Annotated in this window: 20 protein-coding genes; 4 read left to right on the top strand and 16 right to left on the bottom strand. The window is 67.6% G+C overall.

Annotated elements, in window-relative coordinates:
- Nucleotides 1-46 precede the first annotated feature (46 nt).
- From PVW48_RS19325 to PVW48_RS19295, 7 genes are all read right to left on the bottom strand, one after another.
- Nucleotides 47-2,017 (bottom strand): AMP-binding protein, encoded by a 1,971-nt coding sequence (locus PVW48_RS19325; protein WP_274582569.1) that lies wholly within the window; start codon nucleotides 2,015-2,017, stop codon nucleotides 47-49.
- Nucleotides 2,018-2,161: 144 nt separating this feature from the next.
- Nucleotides 2,162-2,485 carry a DUF3775 domain-containing protein gene (locus PVW48_RS19320; protein ID WP_012177051.1) on the bottom strand — a complete coding sequence of 108 codons (324 nt, stop codon included), beginning with the start codon at nucleotides 2,483-2,485 and terminating at the stop codon, nucleotides 2,162-2,164.
- A 100-nt stretch (nucleotides 2,486-2,585) separates the two neighbouring features.
- Complete coding sequence (locus tag PVW48_RS19315) at nucleotides 2,586-3,317, bottom strand: SDR family NAD(P)-dependent oxidoreductase (protein ID WP_274582568.1); 732 nt, start codon at nucleotides 3,315-3,317, stop codon at nucleotides 2,586-2,588.
- Nucleotides 3,318-3,335: 18 nt separating this feature from the next.
- Nucleotides 3,336-3,926 carry a DUF3833 domain-containing protein gene (locus PVW48_RS19310; protein ID WP_274582567.1) on the bottom strand — a complete coding sequence of 197 codons (591 nt, stop codon included), beginning with the start codon at nucleotides 3,924-3,926 and terminating at the stop codon, nucleotides 3,336-3,338.
- The gene (locus PVW48_RS19305; protein WP_274582566.1) at nucleotides 3,926-5,185 is read right to left on the bottom strand and encodes an MFS transporter; all 1,260 of its coding nucleotides are present in this window, start codon (nucleotides 5,183-5,185) and stop codon (nucleotides 3,926-3,928) included. The genes PVW48_RS19310 and PVW48_RS19305 overlap by 1 nt, the downstream gene beginning before the upstream one ends.
- Nucleotides 5,182-5,940, bottom strand: a complete 759-nt coding sequence (locus tag PVW48_RS19300; protein ID WP_012177047.1) for a DUF1365 domain-containing protein — start codon at nucleotides 5,938-5,940, stop codon at nucleotides 5,182-5,184. The genes PVW48_RS19305 and PVW48_RS19300 overlap by 4 nt, the downstream gene beginning before the upstream one ends.
- Nucleotides 5,937-7,241 carry an NAD(P)/FAD-dependent oxidoreductase gene (locus PVW48_RS19295; protein WP_274582565.1) on the bottom strand — a complete coding sequence of 435 codons (1,305 nt, stop codon included), beginning with the start codon at nucleotides 7,239-7,241 and terminating at the stop codon, nucleotides 5,937-5,939. The genes PVW48_RS19300 and PVW48_RS19295 overlap by 4 nt, the downstream gene beginning before the upstream one ends.
- Before the next feature lie 231 nt (nucleotides 7,242-7,472).
- On the opposite strand from PVW48_RS19295, the gene PVW48_RS19290 reads away from it, so the two are divergent.
- Nucleotides 7,473-8,018, top strand: coding sequence for a sigma-70 family RNA polymerase sigma factor (locus tag PVW48_RS19290; protein WP_044028236.1), 546 nt, complete (start codon nucleotides 7,473-7,475; stop codon nucleotides 8,016-8,018).
- Between the two features lie 6 nt (nucleotides 8,019-8,024).
- A complete protein-coding gene (locus PVW48_RS19285; protein ID WP_274582564.1) occupies nucleotides 8,025-8,696 on the top strand; it encodes a ChrR family anti-sigma-E factor in 672 nt (223 codons plus the stop codon).
- Nucleotides 8,697-8,721: 25 nt separating this feature from the next.
- Here PVW48_RS19285 and PVW48_RS19280 read toward each other — a convergent pair whose 3' ends face one another.
- From PVW48_RS19280 to purH, 7 genes are all read right to left on the bottom strand, one after another.
- The gene (locus tag PVW48_RS19280) at nucleotides 8,722-9,954 is read right to left on the bottom strand and encodes a DNA recombination protein RmuC (protein ID WP_012177043.1); all 1,233 of its coding nucleotides are present in this window, start codon (nucleotides 9,952-9,954) and stop codon (nucleotides 8,722-8,724) included.
- Complete coding sequence (gene mutL, locus PVW48_RS19275; RefSeq protein ID WP_274582563.1) at nucleotides 9,951-11,816, bottom strand: DNA mismatch repair endonuclease MutL; 1,866 nt, start codon at nucleotides 11,814-11,816, stop codon at nucleotides 9,951-9,953. The genes PVW48_RS19280 and mutL overlap by 4 nt, the downstream gene beginning before the upstream one ends.
- Nucleotides 11,817-11,855: 39 nt before the next feature.
- Nucleotides 11,856-13,169, bottom strand: coding sequence for a M16 family metallopeptidase (locus PVW48_RS19270; protein WP_274582562.1), 1,314 nt, complete (start codon nucleotides 13,167-13,169; stop codon nucleotides 11,856-11,858).
- Nucleotides 13,166-14,527 (bottom strand): M16 family metallopeptidase, encoded by a 1,362-nt coding sequence (locus tag PVW48_RS19265; RefSeq protein ID WP_274582561.1) that lies wholly within the window; start codon nucleotides 14,525-14,527, stop codon nucleotides 13,166-13,168. The genes PVW48_RS19270 and PVW48_RS19265 overlap by 4 nt, the downstream gene beginning before the upstream one ends.
- 83 nt (nucleotides 14,528-14,610) lie before the next feature.
- The gene (locus tag PVW48_RS19260) at nucleotides 14,611-15,156 is read right to left on the bottom strand and encodes a DUF3035 domain-containing protein (RefSeq protein ID WP_012177039.1); all 546 of its coding nucleotides are present in this window, start codon (nucleotides 15,154-15,156) and stop codon (nucleotides 14,611-14,613) included.
- 53 nt (nucleotides 15,157-15,209) lie between these two features.
- A complete protein-coding gene (lspA, locus tag PVW48_RS19255) occupies nucleotides 15,210-15,686 on the bottom strand; it encodes a signal peptidase II (RefSeq protein WP_274582560.1) in 477 nt (158 codons plus the stop codon).
- Between the two features lie 4 nt (nucleotides 15,687-15,690).
- Nucleotides 15,691-17,280: a bifunctional phosphoribosylaminoimidazolecarboxamide formyltransferase/IMP cyclohydrolase gene (purH, locus tag PVW48_RS19250; RefSeq protein WP_274582559.1), complete on the bottom strand. Its 1,590-nt coding sequence runs from the start codon at nucleotides 17,278-17,280 to the stop codon at nucleotides 15,691-15,693.
- Between the two features lie 154 nt (nucleotides 17,281-17,434).
- On the opposite strand from purH, the gene PVW48_RS19245 reads away from it, so the two are divergent.
- Entirely contained in the window at nucleotides 17,435-17,773 is a 339-nt protein-coding gene (locus PVW48_RS19245; protein WP_012177036.1) for an ArsR/SmtB family transcription factor, read from the top strand.
- Between the two features lie 2 nt (nucleotides 17,774-17,775).
- Here PVW48_RS19245 and PVW48_RS19240 read toward each other — a convergent pair whose 3' ends face one another.
- On the bottom strand, nucleotides 17,776-18,636 hold the full coding sequence (locus tag PVW48_RS19240; RefSeq protein WP_274582601.1) for a DMT family transporter: 861 nt from the start codon (nucleotides 18,634-18,636) through the stop codon (nucleotides 17,776-17,778).
- An 80-nt stretch (nucleotides 18,637-18,716) separates the two neighbouring features.
- The gene (locus PVW48_RS19235; RefSeq protein ID WP_274582600.1) at nucleotides 18,717-19,592 is read right to left on the bottom strand and encodes a LysR family transcriptional regulator; all 876 of its coding nucleotides are present in this window, start codon (nucleotides 19,590-19,592) and stop codon (nucleotides 18,717-18,719) included.
- A gap of 141 nt (nucleotides 19,593-19,733) precedes the next feature.
- Here PVW48_RS19235 and PVW48_RS19230 point away from each other — a divergent pair, with 141 nt between their 5' ends.
- The gene (locus PVW48_RS19230; RefSeq protein WP_274582558.1) at nucleotides 19,734-20,312 is read left to right on the top strand and encodes an FMN-dependent NADH-azoreductase; all 579 of its coding nucleotides are present in this window, start codon (nucleotides 19,734-19,736) and stop codon (nucleotides 20,310-20,312) included.
- Nucleotides 20,313-20,423 lie beyond the last annotated feature (111 nt).

Here is a 20,423-nt window from a genome sequence, read left to right as displayed (position 1 = left end):
CGCGGGATGGCGGGCGGGGCGACAGCGTCAGCTGAGCGCCGCGCGATCATTCCGCCGCCACCGCCTGGGGCGCGGCCGCGACCACGCGCACGTCGCGGATCTCCAGCGTCGCCTTGATCGACCCCTTGCGCCCATCCTCGTAGGTCACTTCCGTCTCCGTCGAGACCCGGGGCGAGCCGTCATAGAGCGCGGTGACCAAGTCGGCATATTTCTCCTCGATGATCCGGCGGCGCACCTTGCGGGTCCGGGTCAGCTCGCCATCATCCGCGTCCAGCTCCTTGTGCAGCACCAGGAACCGGTGCACCTGGCAGCCCGACAGCATCTCGTCCTGCGCCACGCTCTCGTTCACCTCGGCGATGTGTTTCTGAATGGTGTCCAGAACCTGCGGATGCCCCGCCAGTTCCTGGTAGGAGGCATAGGCGATGTTGTTGCGCTCCGCCCAGTTGCCCACCGCCGTCAGGTCGATATTGATGAAGGCGCAGCACATCTCCCGATCCGCGCCGAAGACCACGGCCTCCAGGATGTTGGGAAAGAATTTCAGCTTGTTTTCAACGTATTTCGGCGCGAAGAGCCGCCCATCGGCCAGCTTGCCCACATCCTTGGCCCGGTCGATGATCCGCAGATGCCCGGTCTCCGGCTCGATGAAGCCCGCATCCCCCGTGGCCACCCAGCCCTCGGCATCCTTGGTCGAGGCGGTGCTCTCGTCGTTCTTGTAATACCGCACGAACACCCCCGGGGAGCGATAGAAGACCTCGCCATTCTCGGCGATCTTCAACTCCACCCCCGGCGTCGGCGTGCCCACCGTGTCGGCGCGCACCTCGTGATCCTTCTGCTGGGTGATGAAGACCGACGCCTCGGTCTGGCCGTAGAGCTGTTTGAGGTTGATCCCCAGCGAGCGATAGAAATCGAAGATTTCCGGCCCGATCGCCTCGCCCGCGGTATACCCCACGCGCACCCGGCTCAGCCCCAGCGTGTTCTTCAGCGGCCCGTAGACCAGGATATTGCCCAGGGCATATGTCAGCTTGTCCATCGCCCCCACGGGCTCGCCATCGAGGATCTTGGGGCCCACCTTGCGGGCATGGGCCATGAAGGTGTCGAAGAGCCATTTCTTGATCCGGCCCGCATCCTCCATCCGGATCATCACCGTGGTCAGCGGGGTCTCGAAGATCCGCGGCGGCGCGAAGTAATAGGTCGGCCCGATCTCGCGCAGGTCCGTCATCATGGTCTCGGCGCTCTCGGGGCAGTTCACGCAGAACCCGGTCCAGTAGGCCTGGCCCACGGAAAAGATGAAATCCCCAACCCAGGCCAGCGGCAGGTAGGCGAGGATGTCGTCATCCTGGCGCAGGTGATCGAACTCGCCGGAGTTCTTCGAGGTCAGGATGATGTTGTCATTGGACAGCACCACGCCCTTGGGCCGCCCGGTCGTCCCCGAGGTATAGAGCATCACGCAAGTGGTCTGACCGTCCTGGCGCGCCAGCCGGGCCGCCATTTCCTTCTCCAGCGCCGCATGGGCGCCGCGCCCGATGGTTTGCACGTCGGAGAAGAGGCGCAGGTGGGTGTGGTCGTATTTCCGCATCCCCCGCGGGTCGAGATAGATCACTTCCTCCAGCGTGGGCAGGCGGTCCTTGACCTCGATCACCTTGTCGACCTGCTCCTGGTCCTGGGCGACCACGAAGCGCGCGCCGCAATGGTCCAGCACATAGGCGATCTCTTCGCCGACACTGTCGTGATAGAGCGGCACGGGCACGGCGCCGCACATCTGCACCGCCACCATCGTCCAGTAGAGATGCGGCCGGTTCGGCCCCAGCAGCGCGACGTGGTCGCCCTCGGCCAGGCCCATTTCGAGCAACCCGTAGGCCAGCGCCTCGATCTCGGACTGGGTTTCTGCCCAGGTCCAGCTTTGCCAGATGCCGAACTCTTTTTCGCGATAGGCAGGCTTGTCGCCGAATTTCTGCGCATTGCGTGCGAGCAATTGCGGAAACGTCTCGAGCCGGCGCACCGACGCCGCATCCACCATACGATTGTCCTCCCTGACCGGACCCCCGGTTTGCCCGCTCTATCCGGCGAGTCTCGACAATAGTGTGATGGCTTGGCGCAGCAGGTCAATTCTTTTTTTTGAACGACCGTTCATATAATGTGACAGGACGCTGCCGGGCCGGGGTCATCGGCGCATGACGTCGGCCTCTGCCTCGGTCACATCGACCCCCAGGGCATCGAGACCGCTTTCCAGGTAGTCCGCCAGAAGCGGTTGATTGGAAAGGTATTCCTCCGTGGGCGCAGAGGCTTCGGCGAGCGCGGTCCGCTTGGCCTCGGCCAGATCCTCGGGATCGAAATCCTCCCGCCCGATCCACATCACCGCCACGAGGGAGGCCTGTTCGTCTTCATTGAGATTGGCGATGAACCCGTGCAGTTGCCCCTCGGCCATCTTGCCCTCGCGAGACAGCATGATGACCTGGGCGATTTTCGCATTGCTGATGTCGAGCATGGCGGCCTCCCTTCAACCTTGACGAGAGTGTTTCCTAGGTTGCGCCCGCTGGCAAGGGTGCGATGCGTTCAGGACGGTCGTGCCGCACCCTGCGGCGGTCTCAGGCGAAGATCCGGTAATAGGCCCAGTCGGGCAGGAACTGGCTGAGCCGGAAGAAGCTGGCGAAGACCGCAGGGAAGCTGCGCTTGAAGCTGTCGGTCAGCATCAGTTCCACCATCTCCCGGGCGGCGTCCTCGGGTTCCATCAGGAAGGGCATGTTGAAATCGTTCTTCTCGGTCAGGCGGGTCCGGATGAAGCCCGGGTTGGCCACCTGCACATCGACGCCGGTCTTGCGCAGGTCGCAATGCATGGCCTCGGCCATGGCCATCACCCCCGCCTTGGACGGACCGTATCCCGACGCCCCCGGCAGGCCGCGAAACCCCGACAGCGACCCGGTCAGCACGATATGGCCCGCATCCCGCGCCACCATGCCCGGCAGCACCGCACCGACGCAGCGCGCCGCCCCGGTGAAGTTGATGTCGCACATCGCCTCGACCTTCTCGGCGTCCCATTCGGTCGCCTTCAGCGGCCAGTAGACCCCGGCGAGAAAGACCATGCCGTCGATCTGACCCGCGGCCTCGGCGGCGGCGGTCACGCTGGCGGTGTCCGAGATATCCACCGGCACCGCATGGGCCTTGCCCGGCAGGCTCTCGGCCAGTTCCTTCAGCCGGTCCTCGGACCGTGCAGAAAGCACCAGTTCGACGCCCATCCGGCTCAGATGCTCCGCCAGGGCCCGGCCGAGCCCCTCGCTTGCCCCGACCAGCCAATAGCGTTTTCCCGTCAGTTCCCGCACGATCTTGCCTTTCCGTGATTATTCCGCAGCTTCCAAACGCGCGAGCTTGGCATCCGGTTTCCTGCGCATGGTCGCCACCAGTTCCGCGACCGGCAGGCCGAACTTGCGGAACTGGCTGCGATTGATGATCGCGCCGTTCTCCATCAGGTACATCCAGTCGGTCACATCCAGCACATGGCCGCCCGCGTCCTCGGTCAGCCTGATCCGGTAGTTGAGCAGGACGCTCGCCCCGGTCTGCCGTCCGCTGCCGGCCCCCACCAGGTCATCGGCCTCGGCCCGGATCCGGCCGGCGCCGTCTAGGGTCAGGCGCCATTCGCGGGTTTGCGTCGTGCCGCTGTCATAGCGGAATTCCTCGCGCATAACGCCCGTGTCACCGTCCCAGCTGGCCTCGAAATCCGCCACGAAGCGCGAGGTCACGCGGCCCGTGGGGCCGTAGATCACGCCCTCGCACAGGATCGGGCCGTTGAGTTGTTCGCGAATGTCGAAATCCGGGCCGCGGTCGGCATAATCCTCGGGCTGCTGGGCGGCAAAGCTGAACTTGGCCCGCCACAGGCCAAACAGGGCGAGGGTCAGGAGCACGCCCAGGAGGGTGTAGAGGATGGGTTCCATCAGTCGTCTTCCTCCAATCGGATGGCGGTCAGAAGGGTGATCGCCACCAGTTTCAGAACACAAGGCACCACCGCATACAGAATGGTCAGCATGCGCAGCGCTTGCGGGTCGTTATCGGGACCTGTCGTAAATCCGGTCGTCTCTAGGAGCGGAAGTAGAGCGACCGCCGCAAAAGCCAGCGTAAACTTGGACACCAGCGACCACAGGCCGAAGCCTTCGGCCGCCGTGGGCGCGATCCTGGCCATGCGGCGGGCGAAAATCGCGGGCAACAGCGTCAGATCCGCACCCAGTGCCGCCCCCGAACCGAGGCAGACCAGCGCAAAGAGCGCGGTGTCCCCCGCCCCCAGCAGGGCCGCGCCCGCGAAGGCCACGATGGACAGCACCATGCCCGACAAGAGGCTGCGCTTGGCCCCGAACCGCGCCGCGGCCCTGCCCCAGAGCGGGGCGGAGGCCGCCGCGGCCAGAAAGAACAGCAGCAGCAGCGGGCCTTCCATGCCCGGCGCGTCCAGGCGGCTTTCGACGAAGAACAGAAACAGGGTGGAGCTGACCGCCACCGGGGTCGCGTTGACCAGCGCCAGCACCAGAAGCCAGCGCGCCGTGGGGTCGCGCAGCACGATGCGAAAGCCGCTCTCGGGGGACTTGGGCAGGGCGGCCGCACTCCACTGTCCGCGCATGGCCCAAAGCGCCCCGCCGCACAGGATGGCAAAGCCCAGCGCGAAGGCCGTGAAGGGCGCCTGGGTGCCCATCAGGAGCGTCGGCGCCACGGCCGCCACGCACACGCCCAGCAGCGCGCCGGTCTCCCGCCAACTGGCGAGCCGCGTGTGCCCCTTGGGCCCGAGACTGTCGGCGGCCTGCACGCCCTGGGCGTAAAAGCTGATGGTCAGGAAGCTGAAGGCCGAAAAGAGCCCGGTCAGGGTCAGGGCGAACCACCACAGGGGCGCGATCGGCGGCGCGACCGCGAACAGCCCCAGCATCGACAGGGCCAGCAGCGCCACCGCCCCCGTCACCATCGCCGCGCGGGCCTTGCGCGTGCGCTCCGACAGCCAGCCCAGCAAGGGGTCCTGCGCGAAATCCAGCATCCGCAGCACGAACAGAACACCGCCAAGCGCCGCAAGGCTCACCCCGTAGGTGTCCACGTAGAATTTCGGTGCGTGGATGTAGATCGGCAACCCCGCCGCCGCGATCATCGCCGCGAAGACCGCAAAGCCCGGAAGGCGCGGTTTGTCCGCTGCGATCACCGTGGCGGCTGCATCAGTCACCTGGAGATGTCCTCCACCGGCGGTTCCGGGCGACTGCGATAGATCGCGCCTTTCCACCACAGCTTGAGCGCCTGCCAATGGATGAGCCCCAGCACCCGGCGCGAGCCCAGCGGGCGCCGCAGGCAGGCCTTGAGGATGCCCAGGCTCGTCATCGGCTTGCGCATTCCGGTCAGCGTGGCGATCAGCCCCTCGTTGCCGGTGGTGTAGTCGATCCAGACCCCGACCCGGTCGGGCCGCATGTCGAAGCGGAAGGTATAGCTGCCCTCGACGGGCTGGAACGGCGAGACATGGAAGATCTTCTGCGCGCTCAGGATGTCCGAGCGGGTGATCGGCGCCAGGTCGTCGCGGTGACAGAGATAGCAATGCCGGTCCCCGAAGGTGTTGGAGACCTCGGCAATCACCACCCGCAGCGCCCCGTCCATGTCATGGCACAGCCAGAAGGAGACCGGGTTGAACACATGGCCGAGGATACGCGGCTGCGCCAGCAGCAGGATCTGGCCGTCCGCGACCTCCAGGTCCTGAATATGCAGCAGGTCGCGCACCCAGTTCGCCCCGGTCCCCTGCCCCGGTGCCCCGCCATGGTCCCGGTCCCGCAGGGAGGCGAGATTGGCCCGGTTGCGCGAGAAGAAAAACGGCGTCTTCGGCTCCGCCTCCGGGTCGATCAGCAGGTAGTCGATGGAATAGCGGAAATCGTTCTCCACACCGCCCCGGCGCCCGTGAAAGGTCTGCGCCTCGATATGGTCGAGCACGCTCATGCCGCGGCCACCTTGTTCGGGGCCCGGTTGCGCGCGTTCAGGACCGCGACCGCGTCCACGGCACTGGCGAACCCGTCCTCATGGAAGCCGTTGCGCATCCAGGCGCCGCAGAAATAGGTGTTGCGCATCCCCTGCATGGACCGCAGCGCCTCGCGCGCATGCTGCGCCGGCATGTCGTAGACCGGGTGGTGGAAGGTCACCGTGTCATAGATCAGCGCGCCGCGGATCGGCCTGGTGGTGTTGAGCGTCACGAAGAGCGGATCGTCGTTGGGGATCGATTGCAGCTTGTTCATCCAGTAGGTCAGGTCGATCCGGTCGGCGGTCTTGCCGCGTTCTTCGACATAGTTCCAGGCGGCCCAGATGTTGCGGTGCTGCGGCATGGTGCTGGCATCGCCGTGCAGGATCGCCTCGTTCGCCTGGTACTTCACCGCGCCGAGCGCCGCGCGCTCTGCCTCGGAGCTGTCGGCGAGCATGGCGAGGGTCTGATCCGAATGGGCGGCGAAGACCACGTCGTCGAACGGCTCCCAGTCGCCGCCTTCGACCTTGACCAGCACCCCGTCCTCGATCCGCTGCACCGCGGTGACCTTCGCCGGGGCGCGCATCTCCACCCCGGCCTCGTTCAGCGAACGCGACAGGCGCGAGACATATTCGATGGAGCCGCCGTCGACCGTGTACCACTGGTGCTGCCCGGTGGCGCCCAGCAGGGCGTGGTTTTCGAAGAACTGCACCATGGCGCGGGCCGGGAAATCGAGGATCTTCGACACCGGCGTCGACCAGATCGCCCCCGAGAGCGGCGTGATGTAGTAATCCCGGAACCACGGCCCGGTGCCGAGCTTGTCCAGGAACTGTCCGATGGTGATCTCCGGGTCGTCGGCCACCTCGACCGCGCGGCGGTTGAAGGTGGCGATATCCTTGATCATCCGCAGATAGGCCGGTCTGAACAGGTTACGCTTCTGTGCGAACAGTGTTCCGACCGTGCGCAGCCCGTATTCCAGCCGCCCGCCATCGATGGAGGCCGCAAAGCTCATGTCCGACTTCTTCACCGGCACGTCGAGTTCGTCGAAGAGTTTGGTCAGGTTGGGATAGTTGGCATAGTTGAACACGATGAAGCCCGTATCCACCGGCTGGTCCCCGAAGCGCCCAGCCGTGACCGTGCGCGCGTGGCCTCCGAACCGGCTCTCGGCCTCGAACACCACGACGCTGTGATCCTTTGCCAAAAGATGGGCCGCGCCCAACCCGGATATACCCCCTCCGATCACCGCGACTCGCCGCGATGCCCCTCTTGTCGTCTCGAATGGCATGAACTGGTTCCCTCGTGTCCTGTCTGGTTGACATACGCACTGACAAGCGCGTTGGATTTGTCTTTCTCCCAAAGATGCCAAAAAAACCGTCAGGACCAGCCTTCGGCGGGATTTAACTTGCGGTCCACACGGATATTTTTGGTGCATAGCCGGGGATCGCTCTCTAAAGTGTGTCGGTGGGACGGAAGCGGTCAGGAAAGGACCCGGGTGGCACTGGCGCACAAGACGACGATGGAGCGGCCCCTCGACATGGAATGGGTCTCGGTCATGCTGGCCATTCGCGACCGGCAGGATACGGCTGCATTCGCGCGCCTGTTCCGGCACTTCGCGCCGCGCATCAAGGCCTTCCTGATCAAGTCCGGCGCCTCCGACACCCTGGCCGAGGATTGCGCGCAGGACGTCATGACCACGGTCTGGCAGAAGGCGCATATGTTCGATCCCAGCCGCGCGAGCGTGGCCACCTGGATCTTCACCATCGCCCGGAACCGCCGGATCGACATGCTCCGCAAGGAACGCCGCCCGGAACCGGAGGAGCTTCCCTGGGGTCCGGAACCCGAGCCCGACCAGGCCGATGTCCTCATGCTTCAACAAGAAAGCGAAAAACTTCAGGCCGCACTGATCCAGTTGCCCGAGAAGCAACGTATACTTGTTGAACGTTGCTATTTCGGGGATATGTCCCATAGCGAGATTGCAACCCAAACGGGTTTACCCCTTGGCACGATCAAGTCGCGACTTAGGTTAGCGTTGGACAAGCTGAGGCATGAATTGAAGCAGTAGAACGCCATGACCGGTATCAAGCACCACCTGAACGACGCACTCCTGATGGCGTATTCCGCGGGCACCTTGCCCGAGGCGTTCAGCCTCGTGGTCGCAACCCATATCTCCATGTGCGATGACTGCCGCGCCGCCCTGGCCGCCCATGACGCGGTCGGCGGGGCGCTGCTCGAGGATACCGCCGAGGTCGAGCTGGCGCCCGAGGCGCTGGACAAATGTCTGGCCGCGATCCAGGCGCTGCCGCCCAAAGGGCCGATCAAGCTGCCCAAATCCATGACCAACGGTGCCGCGCCGCGCAGCTCCGTCTTTCCCAGCCCGCTTGCGGAATACGTGCAGGGCGATGTGGAGGATGTGAATTGGCGCTCCGTGGGTCTCGGGGTGCGGCAGGCGATCCTGCCGACCTCCAAGGAGGCGTCCGTGCGGCTGCTCTATATTCCGGCCGGGGCCGAAGTGCCCGATCACGGGCATCACGGGACCGAGCTGACCCTGGTGCTGCAAGGGGCCTTCCGGGACGAGTTCGACCGGTTCGGCCCGGGCGACATCGAGGTGGCCGACCCGAACGTGGAACATACCCCGGTGGCCGAGGCGGGGGAGGCCTGCATATGCCTCGCAGCGACCGACGCGCCGCTGAAATTCCGCAGCATCCTGCCGAAAATCGCGCAGCCCTTCCTGCGCATCTGACACGCCCGGCCCGCGACCGGGGCGGTCAGCGCGACGGATCCGCCACCGAAATCAGCTGCGGTCCGTCATTCTGTTCGTCGAAATCGAAGCTCTCCAGCCGCCCCGCGCGCTTGCCTGCGCGTTCCGCCGCCGTGGTGATCCCGTCGAGGTCCTGACGCGCCTGGTTGAAATGGGTGTCGAGCTTCGCCACCCGCTCCAGCACGATCTCCACATCCCGGTGCAGCATTCCCAGGGTCTTGCGGATCGCCCCCGCCTGCTCGCGCATCCGCGCATCCTTCAGCACCGCGCGCATGGTGTTCAGCGTCGCCATGCAGGTGGTGGGCGACACGATCCAGACCCTTGCCGCGAAGCCCTCGCGCACCACCTCCGGCAGGGAGGCGTGCAGTTCCGCATAGACCGCCTCGGACGGCAGGAACATCAGCGCCCCGTCCGCGGTCTCGCCTTCGATGATGTAGCGCTCGGCAATCGCCTTGATATGGGTCCGGACCGCGGCCTTCATCTCCCGCAGGGCGAGCGTCTGCTCCGCCGGGGTGCCGGCAGCGCGCAGCTTCTCGTAGGCCTCCAGCGGGAACTTGCTGTCGATGACGATGGGGCCCGGCGGGTTCGGCAGCCCGATCAGGCAATCCGCGCGCTTGCCGTTGCTCAGCGTCGCCTGCATCGCGTAGGCATCCGCCGGCAACGCCTTGGACACGATGTCATGGAGCTGGATTTCCCCGAACGCGCCGCGGGTCTGCTTGTTCGACAGGATATCCTGCAGGCTCAGCACATCGCCCGACAGCTTCTCGATATTGGTCTGGGCCTTGTCGATCGTGGCCAGCCGCTCCTGCAACTGGGTCAGGGATTTCGTGGTTTTCTCCGAACTGCCCGACAGGGTCTCGTTCATCCGCGTCTGCATCTCCGACAGGGCATTCGCGGATTTCAACGCATTGGCATGGAGCGTTTCGGTCATTTGCTGCTGCACATGGGCCAGGCGGGCCTCCATGGTCTGGACCATGTGCATCTGCGCCGTGGCCTGGGCGTCCGACACCGATTTCAGCCCCCCCGACAGCGCGTGCTGCCCTTGGCCCAGCGCCTCGACCGCGCGGCCCAACGTGTCGACCTGCACCACCAGCGGCTCGGTCGCCCGGGCCGAGCGTCCGGCGGCCCGCACCGCCACCACCAGCAGGATCAGCATCGACAGCAGCACGATGCCCAGCGCCGCCGCCCCGGCCAGCACCAGTTCCTGTTCGCTCCAGACCCTGCCCGCGATCTCGATCATGTGCGCCCGAAGAGCCGCTCTATGTCAGCCAGTTTCAGCTCCACATAGGTGGGCCGCCCGTGGTTGCACTGGCCCGAATGGGGCGTCGCCTCCATCTGGCGCAGAAGCGCGTTCATCTCCTCCCCGCTCATGCGCCGCCCGGACCGGACCGAACCGTGGCACGCCATGCGCGACAGGATCGCCTCGATCCGCGCCTGCAGCGCATCGGTCTGGCCCAGGTCCGAAAGCTCGTCCAGGATATCGCGCAACAACGCCTCGGCCTTCACCGGCCCCAGCAGCGCCGGTGTCTCACGCACGGCCACCGCACCGGGCCCGAAGGGCTCGATCCGCAAGCCCAGCGCGGCCAGCTCTTCGGACCGGTCCAGCAGGGTCCGCGCATCGGCCTCCGACATCTCGACGATCTCGGGGATCAGCAGGGCCTGGGACGGCACGCCGTTCTCCGCCATCAGCGCCTTGAGCCGCTCATAGACCAGCCGCTCATGGGCCGCGTGCTGATCGACCAGCACCATGCCGGTCTCGGTCTGGGCCACGATGTAATTCTCATGCAGCTGCGCCCGCGCCGCCCCGAGGGGCCGCGCGACGGCCTCGACGGTCTCGGCAGGTTCCACCCGGGCCGACGGCGCCTCGGCAAATCCGAAGCCCTGCGCCGCGGTCTCCGGGGCCTGCCAGGCGGTGCTGCGCCCCAGGGCCGCCGAAGACGGTCGGTCCATCTGGTAGATCCGCGCGCCGCTCCCGGCCGCGTCCGGCGCCCGGAACGCGCCCAGGGTGGCATCGGCCACGGTGCTCGACGCCCGGTGCCCGGCCTCGGCCAACGCATGGCGCAGGGCGGTGACGATCAGCCCGCGCGCCACCCCGGGCTCGCGGAAGCGCACCTCGGATTTGGCGGGATGGACGTTCACATCCACCCGCTCCGGCGGGCAGTCGACAAAGAGCACCGCCGCCGGATGCCGGTCCCGGCTCAAAAAATCCGCATAAGCCCCGCGCAGCGCGCCCACCAGCAGCTTGTCGCGCACGGGCCGCCCGTTGACGAAGAGAAACTGCGCCACCGCCGCGCCGCGCGAATAGGTCGGCAGGGCCGCATAGCCGGTCAGGCGCAGCCCCTCCCGCTCCCCCTCGATCCTCAGCGCATTCTCGGCGAACTCCGAACCCAGCACCCGGCCCAGCCGCCGGTGCAGCGCGTCGAACAGGTCGCCCTGCTCCGGCGCCACGCGGAAGGTCACCCGCCCCTCGCCGCCCCCGGAGACATCGCGCAGGGTGAAGCCCACGGAAGGCTCGGCCATGGCGAGGCGGCGCACGACCTCGCCGATCGCCTGCACCTCCGCCCGGTCCGAGCGCAGGAATTTCAGCCGCGCGGGCGTGGCGGAAAACAGATCGCGCAAGGTGACGACCGTGCCGCGGTTCAGGGCCGCGGGCCGGACCGGGCCCATGCGCCCGCCCTCCACCGTCACCTCTGCCGCCTCGGCACCCGCCGCGCGCGAGGCGATGGTCAGCCGCCCGACCGCGCCGAGCGACGGCAGCGCCTCGCCCCGGAAACCGAAGGTATGGATGTTCACAAGATCCGCGCCGTCGATCTTGGACGTGGCATGCCGCGCCAGCGCCAGCGGCAGATCCCCGGCGGCGATCCCGATGCCGTCATCGGTCACCCGCAGCAGGGTCTTGCCCCCGTCCGCATAGGCGATCTCGATCTGCCGGGCCTGGGCGTCGAGCGCGTTCTCCACCAACTCCTTGACGGCGGAGGCGGGGCGTTCGATCACCTCGCCCGCGGCGATACGGTTGATCGCGGCCTCGTCGAGCTGCCGGATCACCGGGCGCGCCGCAAGATCCGGGTGCGAGGGCATGATATTGGGGTTGGGCGCGGACATGCCACCGGATGTAGCATGACCGCGCCGAGTCGCCTAGGGCTAGTTGGAGGCCTCGAGCCCCTCGGGCATCCCCACCACCACGAAGCGCAGATCCTCCGGCCGCAGCAGCCGCGCCGCCACGCGGGTGATGTCGTCCAGGGTCACCGCGCGCACCTTGTCGTTGCGCGTGGGGATGTAGTCGATGCCCAGATCGTCCTGCTGCATGCCGACAAGGATGCTGGCGATCCGCCCGTTCCCGTCGAAACGCAGCGGATAGGCCCCGGTCAGGTAGACCTTCGCCTCGTCCAGCTCCTCCGCGGTCACCCCGTTCGCGGCGATATCGGCCCACTGCTCGCGGATCACCGCAATGGCCTCGGCGATGCGGGTGTTGTCGGAGCTGAACTGCCCGATATAGAGCGCCGCGTCGTCCAGCGGCAGCAGGTAGGAGCCGATGCCATAGGTCAGGCCCCGCTCCACCCGCACCTCCTGCATCAGGCGGGAGCTGAACCCGCCCCCGCCGACGATCTGGTTGAGAATGAAGGCCGGGAAGAAGTCCGGGTCATCCCGCGCCAGTCCCTCATGGCCGAACCGCGCCACCGATTGCGGCGAGGCGAAAGGAACCACCGTCACCCCACCGGTCAGCGCGACCTCGGTGTCTTCGGGCAGGGGCGCGCCGGACTCCGGCAACGCGCCCAGAAGCGCGTCGAGCACACCGCCCAACTCCTCGGCGGTGATATCGCCCGCCGCGCCGACATGGATCCGGTCGCGGGCGAGAATCGCGCGGTGCGACGCCACCAGGTCGTCGCGGGTCAGCCCCGCGACACTCTCGGCGCTGCCCTCGTAGGGTGTGCCATAGGGGTGGTCGGGAAAGGCCAGCGCATCGAACCGCACGCCGACGATGGCGTTGGGGTCCTGCGCGTCCGAGGCGATGACCGACAGGATCTGCGCCCGCACCCGCTCGATCGCGTCGTCGTCGAAACGCGGCTCCTGGATGGCCAGGCGCAGATGCTCCAGCGCCTCGTCCCGGTTCTCGGTCAGAAACCGCGCCGAGATCGACAGGCTGTCGTCGGAGATGTCGAACTCGAAACTCGCCGCCAGCGCCTCGGTCCGGGCCGCGTAGCCGCGCGCGTCATACGCCCCCGCGCCCTCTTCGAGCAGCCCGCTCATGAAATAGGCCGCTCCCCGCTTGCCCTCGGGGTCCAGGGCGGCACCTCCCTCGAACCGGATCTCCAGCGCGGTGAAGGGGATCGAATGATCCTCCACCAGCCAGGCCTCGATCCCGCCGGGGGAGGTCACCTCCTGGATGTCGACGATCGCCCAGGCCGGAACGGCCCAGAGGATCAGCGCGGCGAACCCGCCCAGAATACGGCTCATTGCATCAGCTCCTCTTCCCCGTCGCGCATGAGCCAACCGGTCACCGCCTTGCGTTTGTCGAACACCATCTCGGCGGCCGCCTTGATATCCTCGGCCGTCACCGCGGCCAGCACCTCGGGCCAGGCCTGCACGTCCGCCACGGTCAGCCCCGAGGTCAGCGCCGTGCCGTATTCCCGCGCCCGTGCGCCCACGCTGTCGCGGCCATAGATCTCCGCCGCGCGGATCTGCATCTTGATCCGGTCCAGCGCTTCGGCGTCGATCTCGGACGCCATGAACTCCGCCAATACCCGGTCGAGATCGGCCTCGGCTTCCGCAAGGCTCACATCCTCGGCGGGCACCACGATCAGCCCGAAGGTCGTGTCATCCAGCGACACGCCGGAATAGAAGGCCGAGGTATAGACCGCGCGGCTTTCCTCGAATTCCAGCTTCTCGCCCAGAAACGACGTGGCGCTCGACCCACCCAGAAGCTCTGCCAGCAGGGTCAGCGCCGCGGCGGTCTCCTGCGCGCCGCTGTCCCGCTCCGGGGCCAGGTAGGTCCGGATCACGTAAGGCTGCGCCACCCGCGGGTCCGCATAGGCGATGCGCCGTTCGGCCACCTGCGGCGGCTCCAATGGACGCACGCGCGCGGGCAGGTCCGGGTTGGCCGGGATCGGGCCGAAATACTGCTCCGCGAGCCGCTTGACCTCCTCGGGCTGCACGTCGCCCGCCACGATCAGGATGGCGTTGTTGGGCGCGTAATAGGTCTCGTAGAAATCCAGCGCGTCCTGTCGGCTCAACTGCTCCATCTCATGCCGCCAACCGATGATCGGGACGCCGTAGGGATGGTTGAGATACTGCGCCGCGCGCCGCTGCTCGCCGAAGATCGAGCCCGGCGAGCTGTCGACGCGCTGGCTGCGTTCTTCGAGGATCACGTCGCGCTCGGGCAGAACGATCTCCTCGCTCAGCTCCAGGTCGACCATGCGGTCGGCCTCCATCTTGATCATCAGCTCCAACCGGTCGGCGGCCACGCGCTGGAAATATCCGGTGTAATCCCAGGAGGTGAACGCATTGTCGGACCCGCCATTGGCCTGCACCGTGGCCGAGAATTCCCCCGGCGCCAGCTCATCGGTGCCCTTGAACAGCAGGTGTTCGAGGTAATGGGCGATGCCCGACTTGCCCGGCGGCTCATCGGCGGCACCGGTGCGGTACCATACCATGTTGGTCACCGCGGCGGCCCGGTGATCCTCGATCACCACGATCTCCAGCCCGTTGTCCAGCGTGTAGGTCGTCACGTCCTCGGCGGCTTGGGCCGGGGCAGCGACCGACAGGGATACTGCCAGCCCGGCCGCGGCCAGGCGCGGAAAAAACCATCGCGTCATTCGCGTCTCCATCCTTGGTTGGCCTAAAGGTACGTGCGGAACGCCCAGGTTCAAGGCATGGTGGCGCGGACGTGAGCGCCCGGTCAGCCCCCCGGGGTGGGCGCGGGCGGGGCCGAGACGTTGCGCACCCCGCCCCGGCGCAGGCGTTCGAGCTCCGCATCCTGGTCGAGCGATTGCGGCTCGTAGGCATCGAAATAGACATTCGCGCTGAACCACCGCTCCAGCAGCCGCCCGTTGTTGCGCTGCCGGAATTCCAGGTCTTCGGCGGCCAGCGTGGCGCGAATATCCCCGCCGAAGCCGTAGCGGTTGGCATAGGCCAGCAGGCCCCGGTCGCTGCTCGGCACGTCGCCACCGGGCGCGGCCCGGTCCGGGCGCCCGCCCAGGGCCGCGATCGCATCGGCCCGGGGCGAGGGGTCGGTGCGGTTGGCCGCCCCCGGCGTGGGCGCGGGCAACGACGACAGGTTCTGCGGGATCTCCAGCGGCTTGTTGGGCAGGATCGCGAACTCGTCCGGCCCGGTGGTGGTCGAGCGCACATTCATCAGCACCGGCGCCTCATCGCCCGAGCCACAGGCGCTGAGCACGATGCAGGCCAGCAGCACGGTGCCCAGGCGTTTGGCTGTCGCGTCCATCTCGATCTCCCTACCCGGTCGCGTACCCGACTTAGCGTATCTCGCCCCCGGGGTCACGAGGGGTTTTTTTCCGTCTTGCCGGTGAACAGCACCAGCCCCAGCGCCCCGGCGAAAATCGCCACATCCGCCAGGTTGAAGGTGAACGGGTTGCGGATGCCGCAGCAGCTCATGTTGAGGAAATCCGCCACCGCGCCGTAGATCACCCGGTCGAGCACATTGGCCAGCGCGCCACCGACCAGCAGGCCCGCGCTGACCATCACCCGCGTCCCGCCGCCCTCGCGCCGCACCCAGATCACCACGCCCGCGCAGATCGCCAGCGCCAGCACGATCAGGGCCCAGCGCATCGCCTCGCTGTCCGAGCCGAACAGGCCGAAATTCACCCCGTGGTTCCACCCCATCCGGAAGTTCAGGACAGGCGGAAGCACGTCGATCGCCCGGATCTCCTTGAGGTTCAGCCAATGCACGACGACCAGCTTGCTGAGCTGGTCGATGGCGAAGGCGACAACCGCCGAGAGGGCCAGCGCGCGCATGGGCTCAGTGCCGGAAATGGCGCATGCCGGTGAAGACCATGGCCAGCCCGGCCGCGTCGGCCGCCGCGATCACCTCGACATCGCGCATCGACCCGCCCGGCTGGATCACCGCCGTGGCCCCGGCCTCGGCCGCCGTCAAGAGCCCGTCAGGGAAGGGAAAGAACGCATCCGACGCCACGACCGAGCCCTGGATCAGCGGCGTCTCGAGGCCCAGCGCCTCGGCCATGTCGGCGGACTTGCGCGCGGCGATCCGGGCGCTGTCCACCCGGCTCATCTGGCCCGCGCCCACACCCACGGTGGCGCCGTCGTTGACATAGACGATGGCGTTGGATTTCACATGCTTGGCGACCTTCCACGCGAACAGAAGGTCCGCGATCTCCGCCTCGCTCGGCGCGCGCTTCGTGACCACCTTCAGGTCGTCCCAGCCGATATTGCCGTTGTCCTTGTCCTGCACCAGGTAGCCGCCCGACACCTGCCGCACGGTCAGCGCCGGGGCCTTGGGGTCCGGCAGGCCCTCGGTCGTCAGCAGGCGCAGGTTCTTCTTGGCGGCGAAGACCGCGCGCGCCGTCTCATCGGCCCCCGGGGCGATCACCACCTCGGTGAAGATGCCCGCGATCGCCTCCGCCGTCGGGCCGTCCAGTGGCCGGTTCAACGCGATGATTCCACCGAAGGCCGAGGTCTGGTCGCATTGGAACGCCTTGGTATAGGCCTCCGCCAGGGTGGCACCCCGCGCCACGCCGCAGGGATTGGCGTGCTTGATGATCGCGCAGGCCGGCCCGTCCTCGGGCGCGAACTCCGCCACCAGCTCGAAGGCCGCGTCGGTGTCGTTGATGTTGTTGTAGCTCAGCTCCTTGCCCTGGTGCTGCACCGCCGTCGCCACCCCGGGCCGGTCCGAGCCGTCCACGTAGAACGCCGCCCCCTGGTGCGGGTTCTCGCCATAACGCAGGGTCTGCGCCAGCGTGCCCGCCACCGCCCGCCGCCGCGGCGCCACCTCGGCCAGCGCATCGGTCATCCAGCCCGACACCGCCGCGTCATAGGCCGCCGTGCGCGCATAGGCATTGAGCGCCATCTTCTGCCGGAACGGATAGCCGGTGGCCCCCTCCCGCGCCTCCAGCTCCGCCAGCAGGGCCTCGTAATCCTCCACATCCGTCAGCACCGTGACGAAGCTGTGATTCTTCGCCGCCGCCCGGATCATCGCCGGCCCGCCGATGTCGATATTCTCGATGCAGGCCGCGTAATCCGCGCCCGCCGCCACGGTCGCCTCGAACGGGTAGAGGTTCACCACCAAAAGGTCGATCGCCCCGATGCCGTGCCGCTCCATCGCCGAGACATGGGCCGCATTGTCGCGCAGCGCCAGAAGCCCGCCATGGACCTTGGGATGCAGGGTCTTGACCCGCCCGTCCATCATCTCGGGAAAGCCCGTGACCTCCGCCACGTCCACCACGTCCAGCCCGGCCTCGCGCAAGGCCTTCGCCGTCCCCCCGGTGGACAGCAACTCCACCCCCCGCGCGGCCAGCGCCTGCCCCAGGGGCACAAGCCCGGTCTTGTCGGATACGGAAAGCAGCGCGCGGCGCAGGGGCACGAGATCGGTCATGGTCGGTCCTTCGACAGGGAGGCAGCGATTTTGCGCGCCCTATACCCCGTGTGCCGGGCAATGGCCACACTGGGACGCGACGGGGACCACACCGGGGCCGCACCGGCGCACGGGCCCGCTGTCCCAGCGCGCGGGGCCGTGCTAGGACCGGGCCATGACATCCCAGCTCGACACCGTGTTCGCGGCCCTCGCGGACCCCACGCGCCGCGCGATCCTCACCATGCTGCTGGAGGACGACATGGCGGTGACGGACGTGGCCGAGCCCTTTGCGATGTCGCTGGCCGCGATCTCGAAACATCTCGGCATCCTGACCCGCGCGGGCCTGATCAGCCAGGAAAAGCGCGGCCGCGTGAAATGGTGCAAGCTGGAGCCGGACGCCCTGCGCGATGCCTCGATCTGGATGCAGAGCTTCGGGCAGTTCGAGGCGGTCCATCTCGACGCGTTCGAGAGGTTTCTCGAGGCCGAGCTGCCCGCAGGCCCGGAGCCGGACTAGGATCAGCCCCCGGGCGTCTCCGGCTTCAAAAGCAGCACGAGCGCGAGACAGGTCAGCCCGACCCCCACCAGCACCCAGGGGTCCGGCACCGCCGCGCCCAGCGCGATCTGCCACAGGATGACCCAGCTCGGCACCAGATAGGTATAGGCCATGACCTTCGCCGAGGGCAGCCGCAACGTCGCCGTCTGGAGCAGCACGAAAGTCGCCGCGCTCGCGCCCACCGACAGATACCCCAGCGTGATCCAGACCAGCGGCCGCAGGCTGGCCCAGTCCGTCGCCTGCACATCGCGCCAGCCATAGGCGAACAGCAGCACACAGCCCCCCACCAGCATGCCGAAGGTGAAGCCCGCCGCGCTCTCGCCGCGGTTCAGGAGCCGCGCCATGGGCGCATAAAGCGCATGGGCCACGCAGCCCACGAAGAAGATCGCCTCCCCCCGGCCGATATCGAAGGCCAGAAAGGCCGCCAGCGAGGCGTCGAAGATCACCCAGAGCGCCCCGGCCGCCCCCACCGACAGCGCGAACGCCATGCGCGGGGTCGTCACCTGCCGCATGAGTATCCAGCCGAACCCCGCCGCCATGACCGGTGTCAGGGTGAAAACGGCGGCGGTCGAGACCGGATCGGCGGTCTTCAGCCCCTCGAACATGAGCACGAAATAGACCGCGAAGACCCCGCCCAGCAGCGCGAACCGCCAGGGCGCGCGCAGCAGGTCGCGGCTCAGCCCGCCGGTGGCCCAGGCGACCAGCCCCACGACCCCGCCGGCGATCCCGAACCGGACCGCGTTCAGGGCGGCGGGGGCGATCTCGTTGGCGATCTGCCCGCCCAGGGCGAAAGACCCCGCCACCAGGGCCGAGAACAGCAGCATCGCCAGGTGCCCCTGGGCAGGACCGGACAGCGCGCGCAGACGCGCCCTCAGCCCCGTCGCCCGCTCCCCCGCGAGCGGCTTCAGGGCCATGTCTTGGCGGCAGCCTTCAGGACAGTGGTGAAGCTCTGCACCTTGGCGGTGCGGTGCAGGTCCACATGGGTGATCAGCCAGATCCGGCTCGACCAGGCGTCGATCGGATCGCAAAGACGCACGACCCCGGGGTACTTGTCCGCCCACCAGACCGGCAGCAACCCGGCCCCCACCCCCGCGACCACCGCGTCCCCCGCCCCGCGGATGTCCGAGGCGCGATAGACGACCCGCTCCGCGGGCATGTTTTCCTGCATCCAGATGTTGAAGGGCGCGCGCGGCTCGTCGAGCGTACTGCCCACGATCCGGTGCCCGGCATAATCGCCGCCGATCTCGATCGGCCCGTGGGTATCGAGGTACTCCGGCGTGCCGAAAAAGGCCATCTTCTGGATATAGAGCGGCTGGACGATGTTGTCGGGATCCTCCGGCTTGCGCCCGGCCCGGATCGCCACATGCGCCTCGCCGTATTCCAGCCGGAAGACCCGCGCGTCGGTGATCAGTTTCACCATCACGTCGCGGTGCTCGCACTGGAATTCGGCCAGCACCGGCGCGATCAGGGGCGACAGGATTTCCAGCGAAGTGATGACCAGCTCGCCCGTCACCTGCGCCCCGTGCCCATGCAGGCGGCCCGAGAGCTGTTCCAGCTGGTCGGCGGTGACCTGCGCCACCTGAAGCAGGTCCTTGCCCGCATCGGTCGCGGTGTAGCCCCGCGCGTGGCGCTGAAACAGCTTGACCCCGAGCCGCCCTTCCAGGCTGTCGATATGGCGGATCACGGTGGCATGATGAACGCCCAGCACCTCGGCCGCGCCACTCACCGTGCCCAGACGGGCCACCTGGAAAGCCGTGCGGACCTCGTCCCAATTTTCGATCGGCATTTGTGCACCTACTCACAGTTCCTGTTCAATATGCGGAATTGTGTTCGTTTTCGCAATGCTCAATTCTTGGTGCACACACCGAATATCGGGCGCGGTTTTCGCCCTCCCCCCCAACACACAGACAGGATCGCTCCCATGACCTCCGTTCTCCGCATCGACAGCTCCCCCCGCAGCACCAGCTCGGTCTCCCGCCAGCTCGGCGACCGCATCCTCGCCCGGCTCGGCGCGGCCCAGGTCGTCTCCCGGGACATCACCGCCGGGCTTGCGGCGGTGGATGCCGACTGGATCGGCGCGAACTTCACCCCCGAGGCCGAGCGCACGGCAGACCAGCGCGCTGTGCTGGCGTTGTCCGATAGCCTCGTGGCCGAACTGCAGGCCGCCGACACGGTCCTGATCACCCTGCCGATCTGGAACTTCGGCATCCCCTCGACGCTGAAGGCCTGGATCGACCAGGTGGCGCGGGCGGGCGTGACCTTCCGCTATACCCCCGAAGGCCCCGTGGGGCTGCTGGAGGGCAAGCGCGCCATCCTGGCCGTGGCCTCCGGCGGCACCGAGGTCGGCAGCGCGATCGACTTCGCCACGGACTACCTGCGCCACGTGCTGGGCTTCATCGGCATTCACGAGGTGGAAATCGTCGCCGCCGACCGGCTGATGGTCGATGCGGAGGCCAGCCACGCCAAGGCCGACGCCGCCATCGACGCCCTGGCCGCCTGAGCGTCCCGCCCGCCACCGGGCCAAGCGGTTTCGAAACCGCTTGGTCGCACCCGGGCGGCCACCGAAGGACACCGGGCCCCTGGGTCCGGCGTCGCGCCGCGCCCGCCACTG

The sequence above is a fragment of the Dinoroseobacter sp. PD6 genome (assembly GCF_028807315.1).
Lineage (GTDB): Bacteria > Pseudomonadota > Alphaproteobacteria > Rhodobacterales > Rhodobacteraceae > Dinoroseobacter > Dinoroseobacter shibae.
This window is presented reverse-complemented; position numbering and strand designations above follow the sequence as displayed.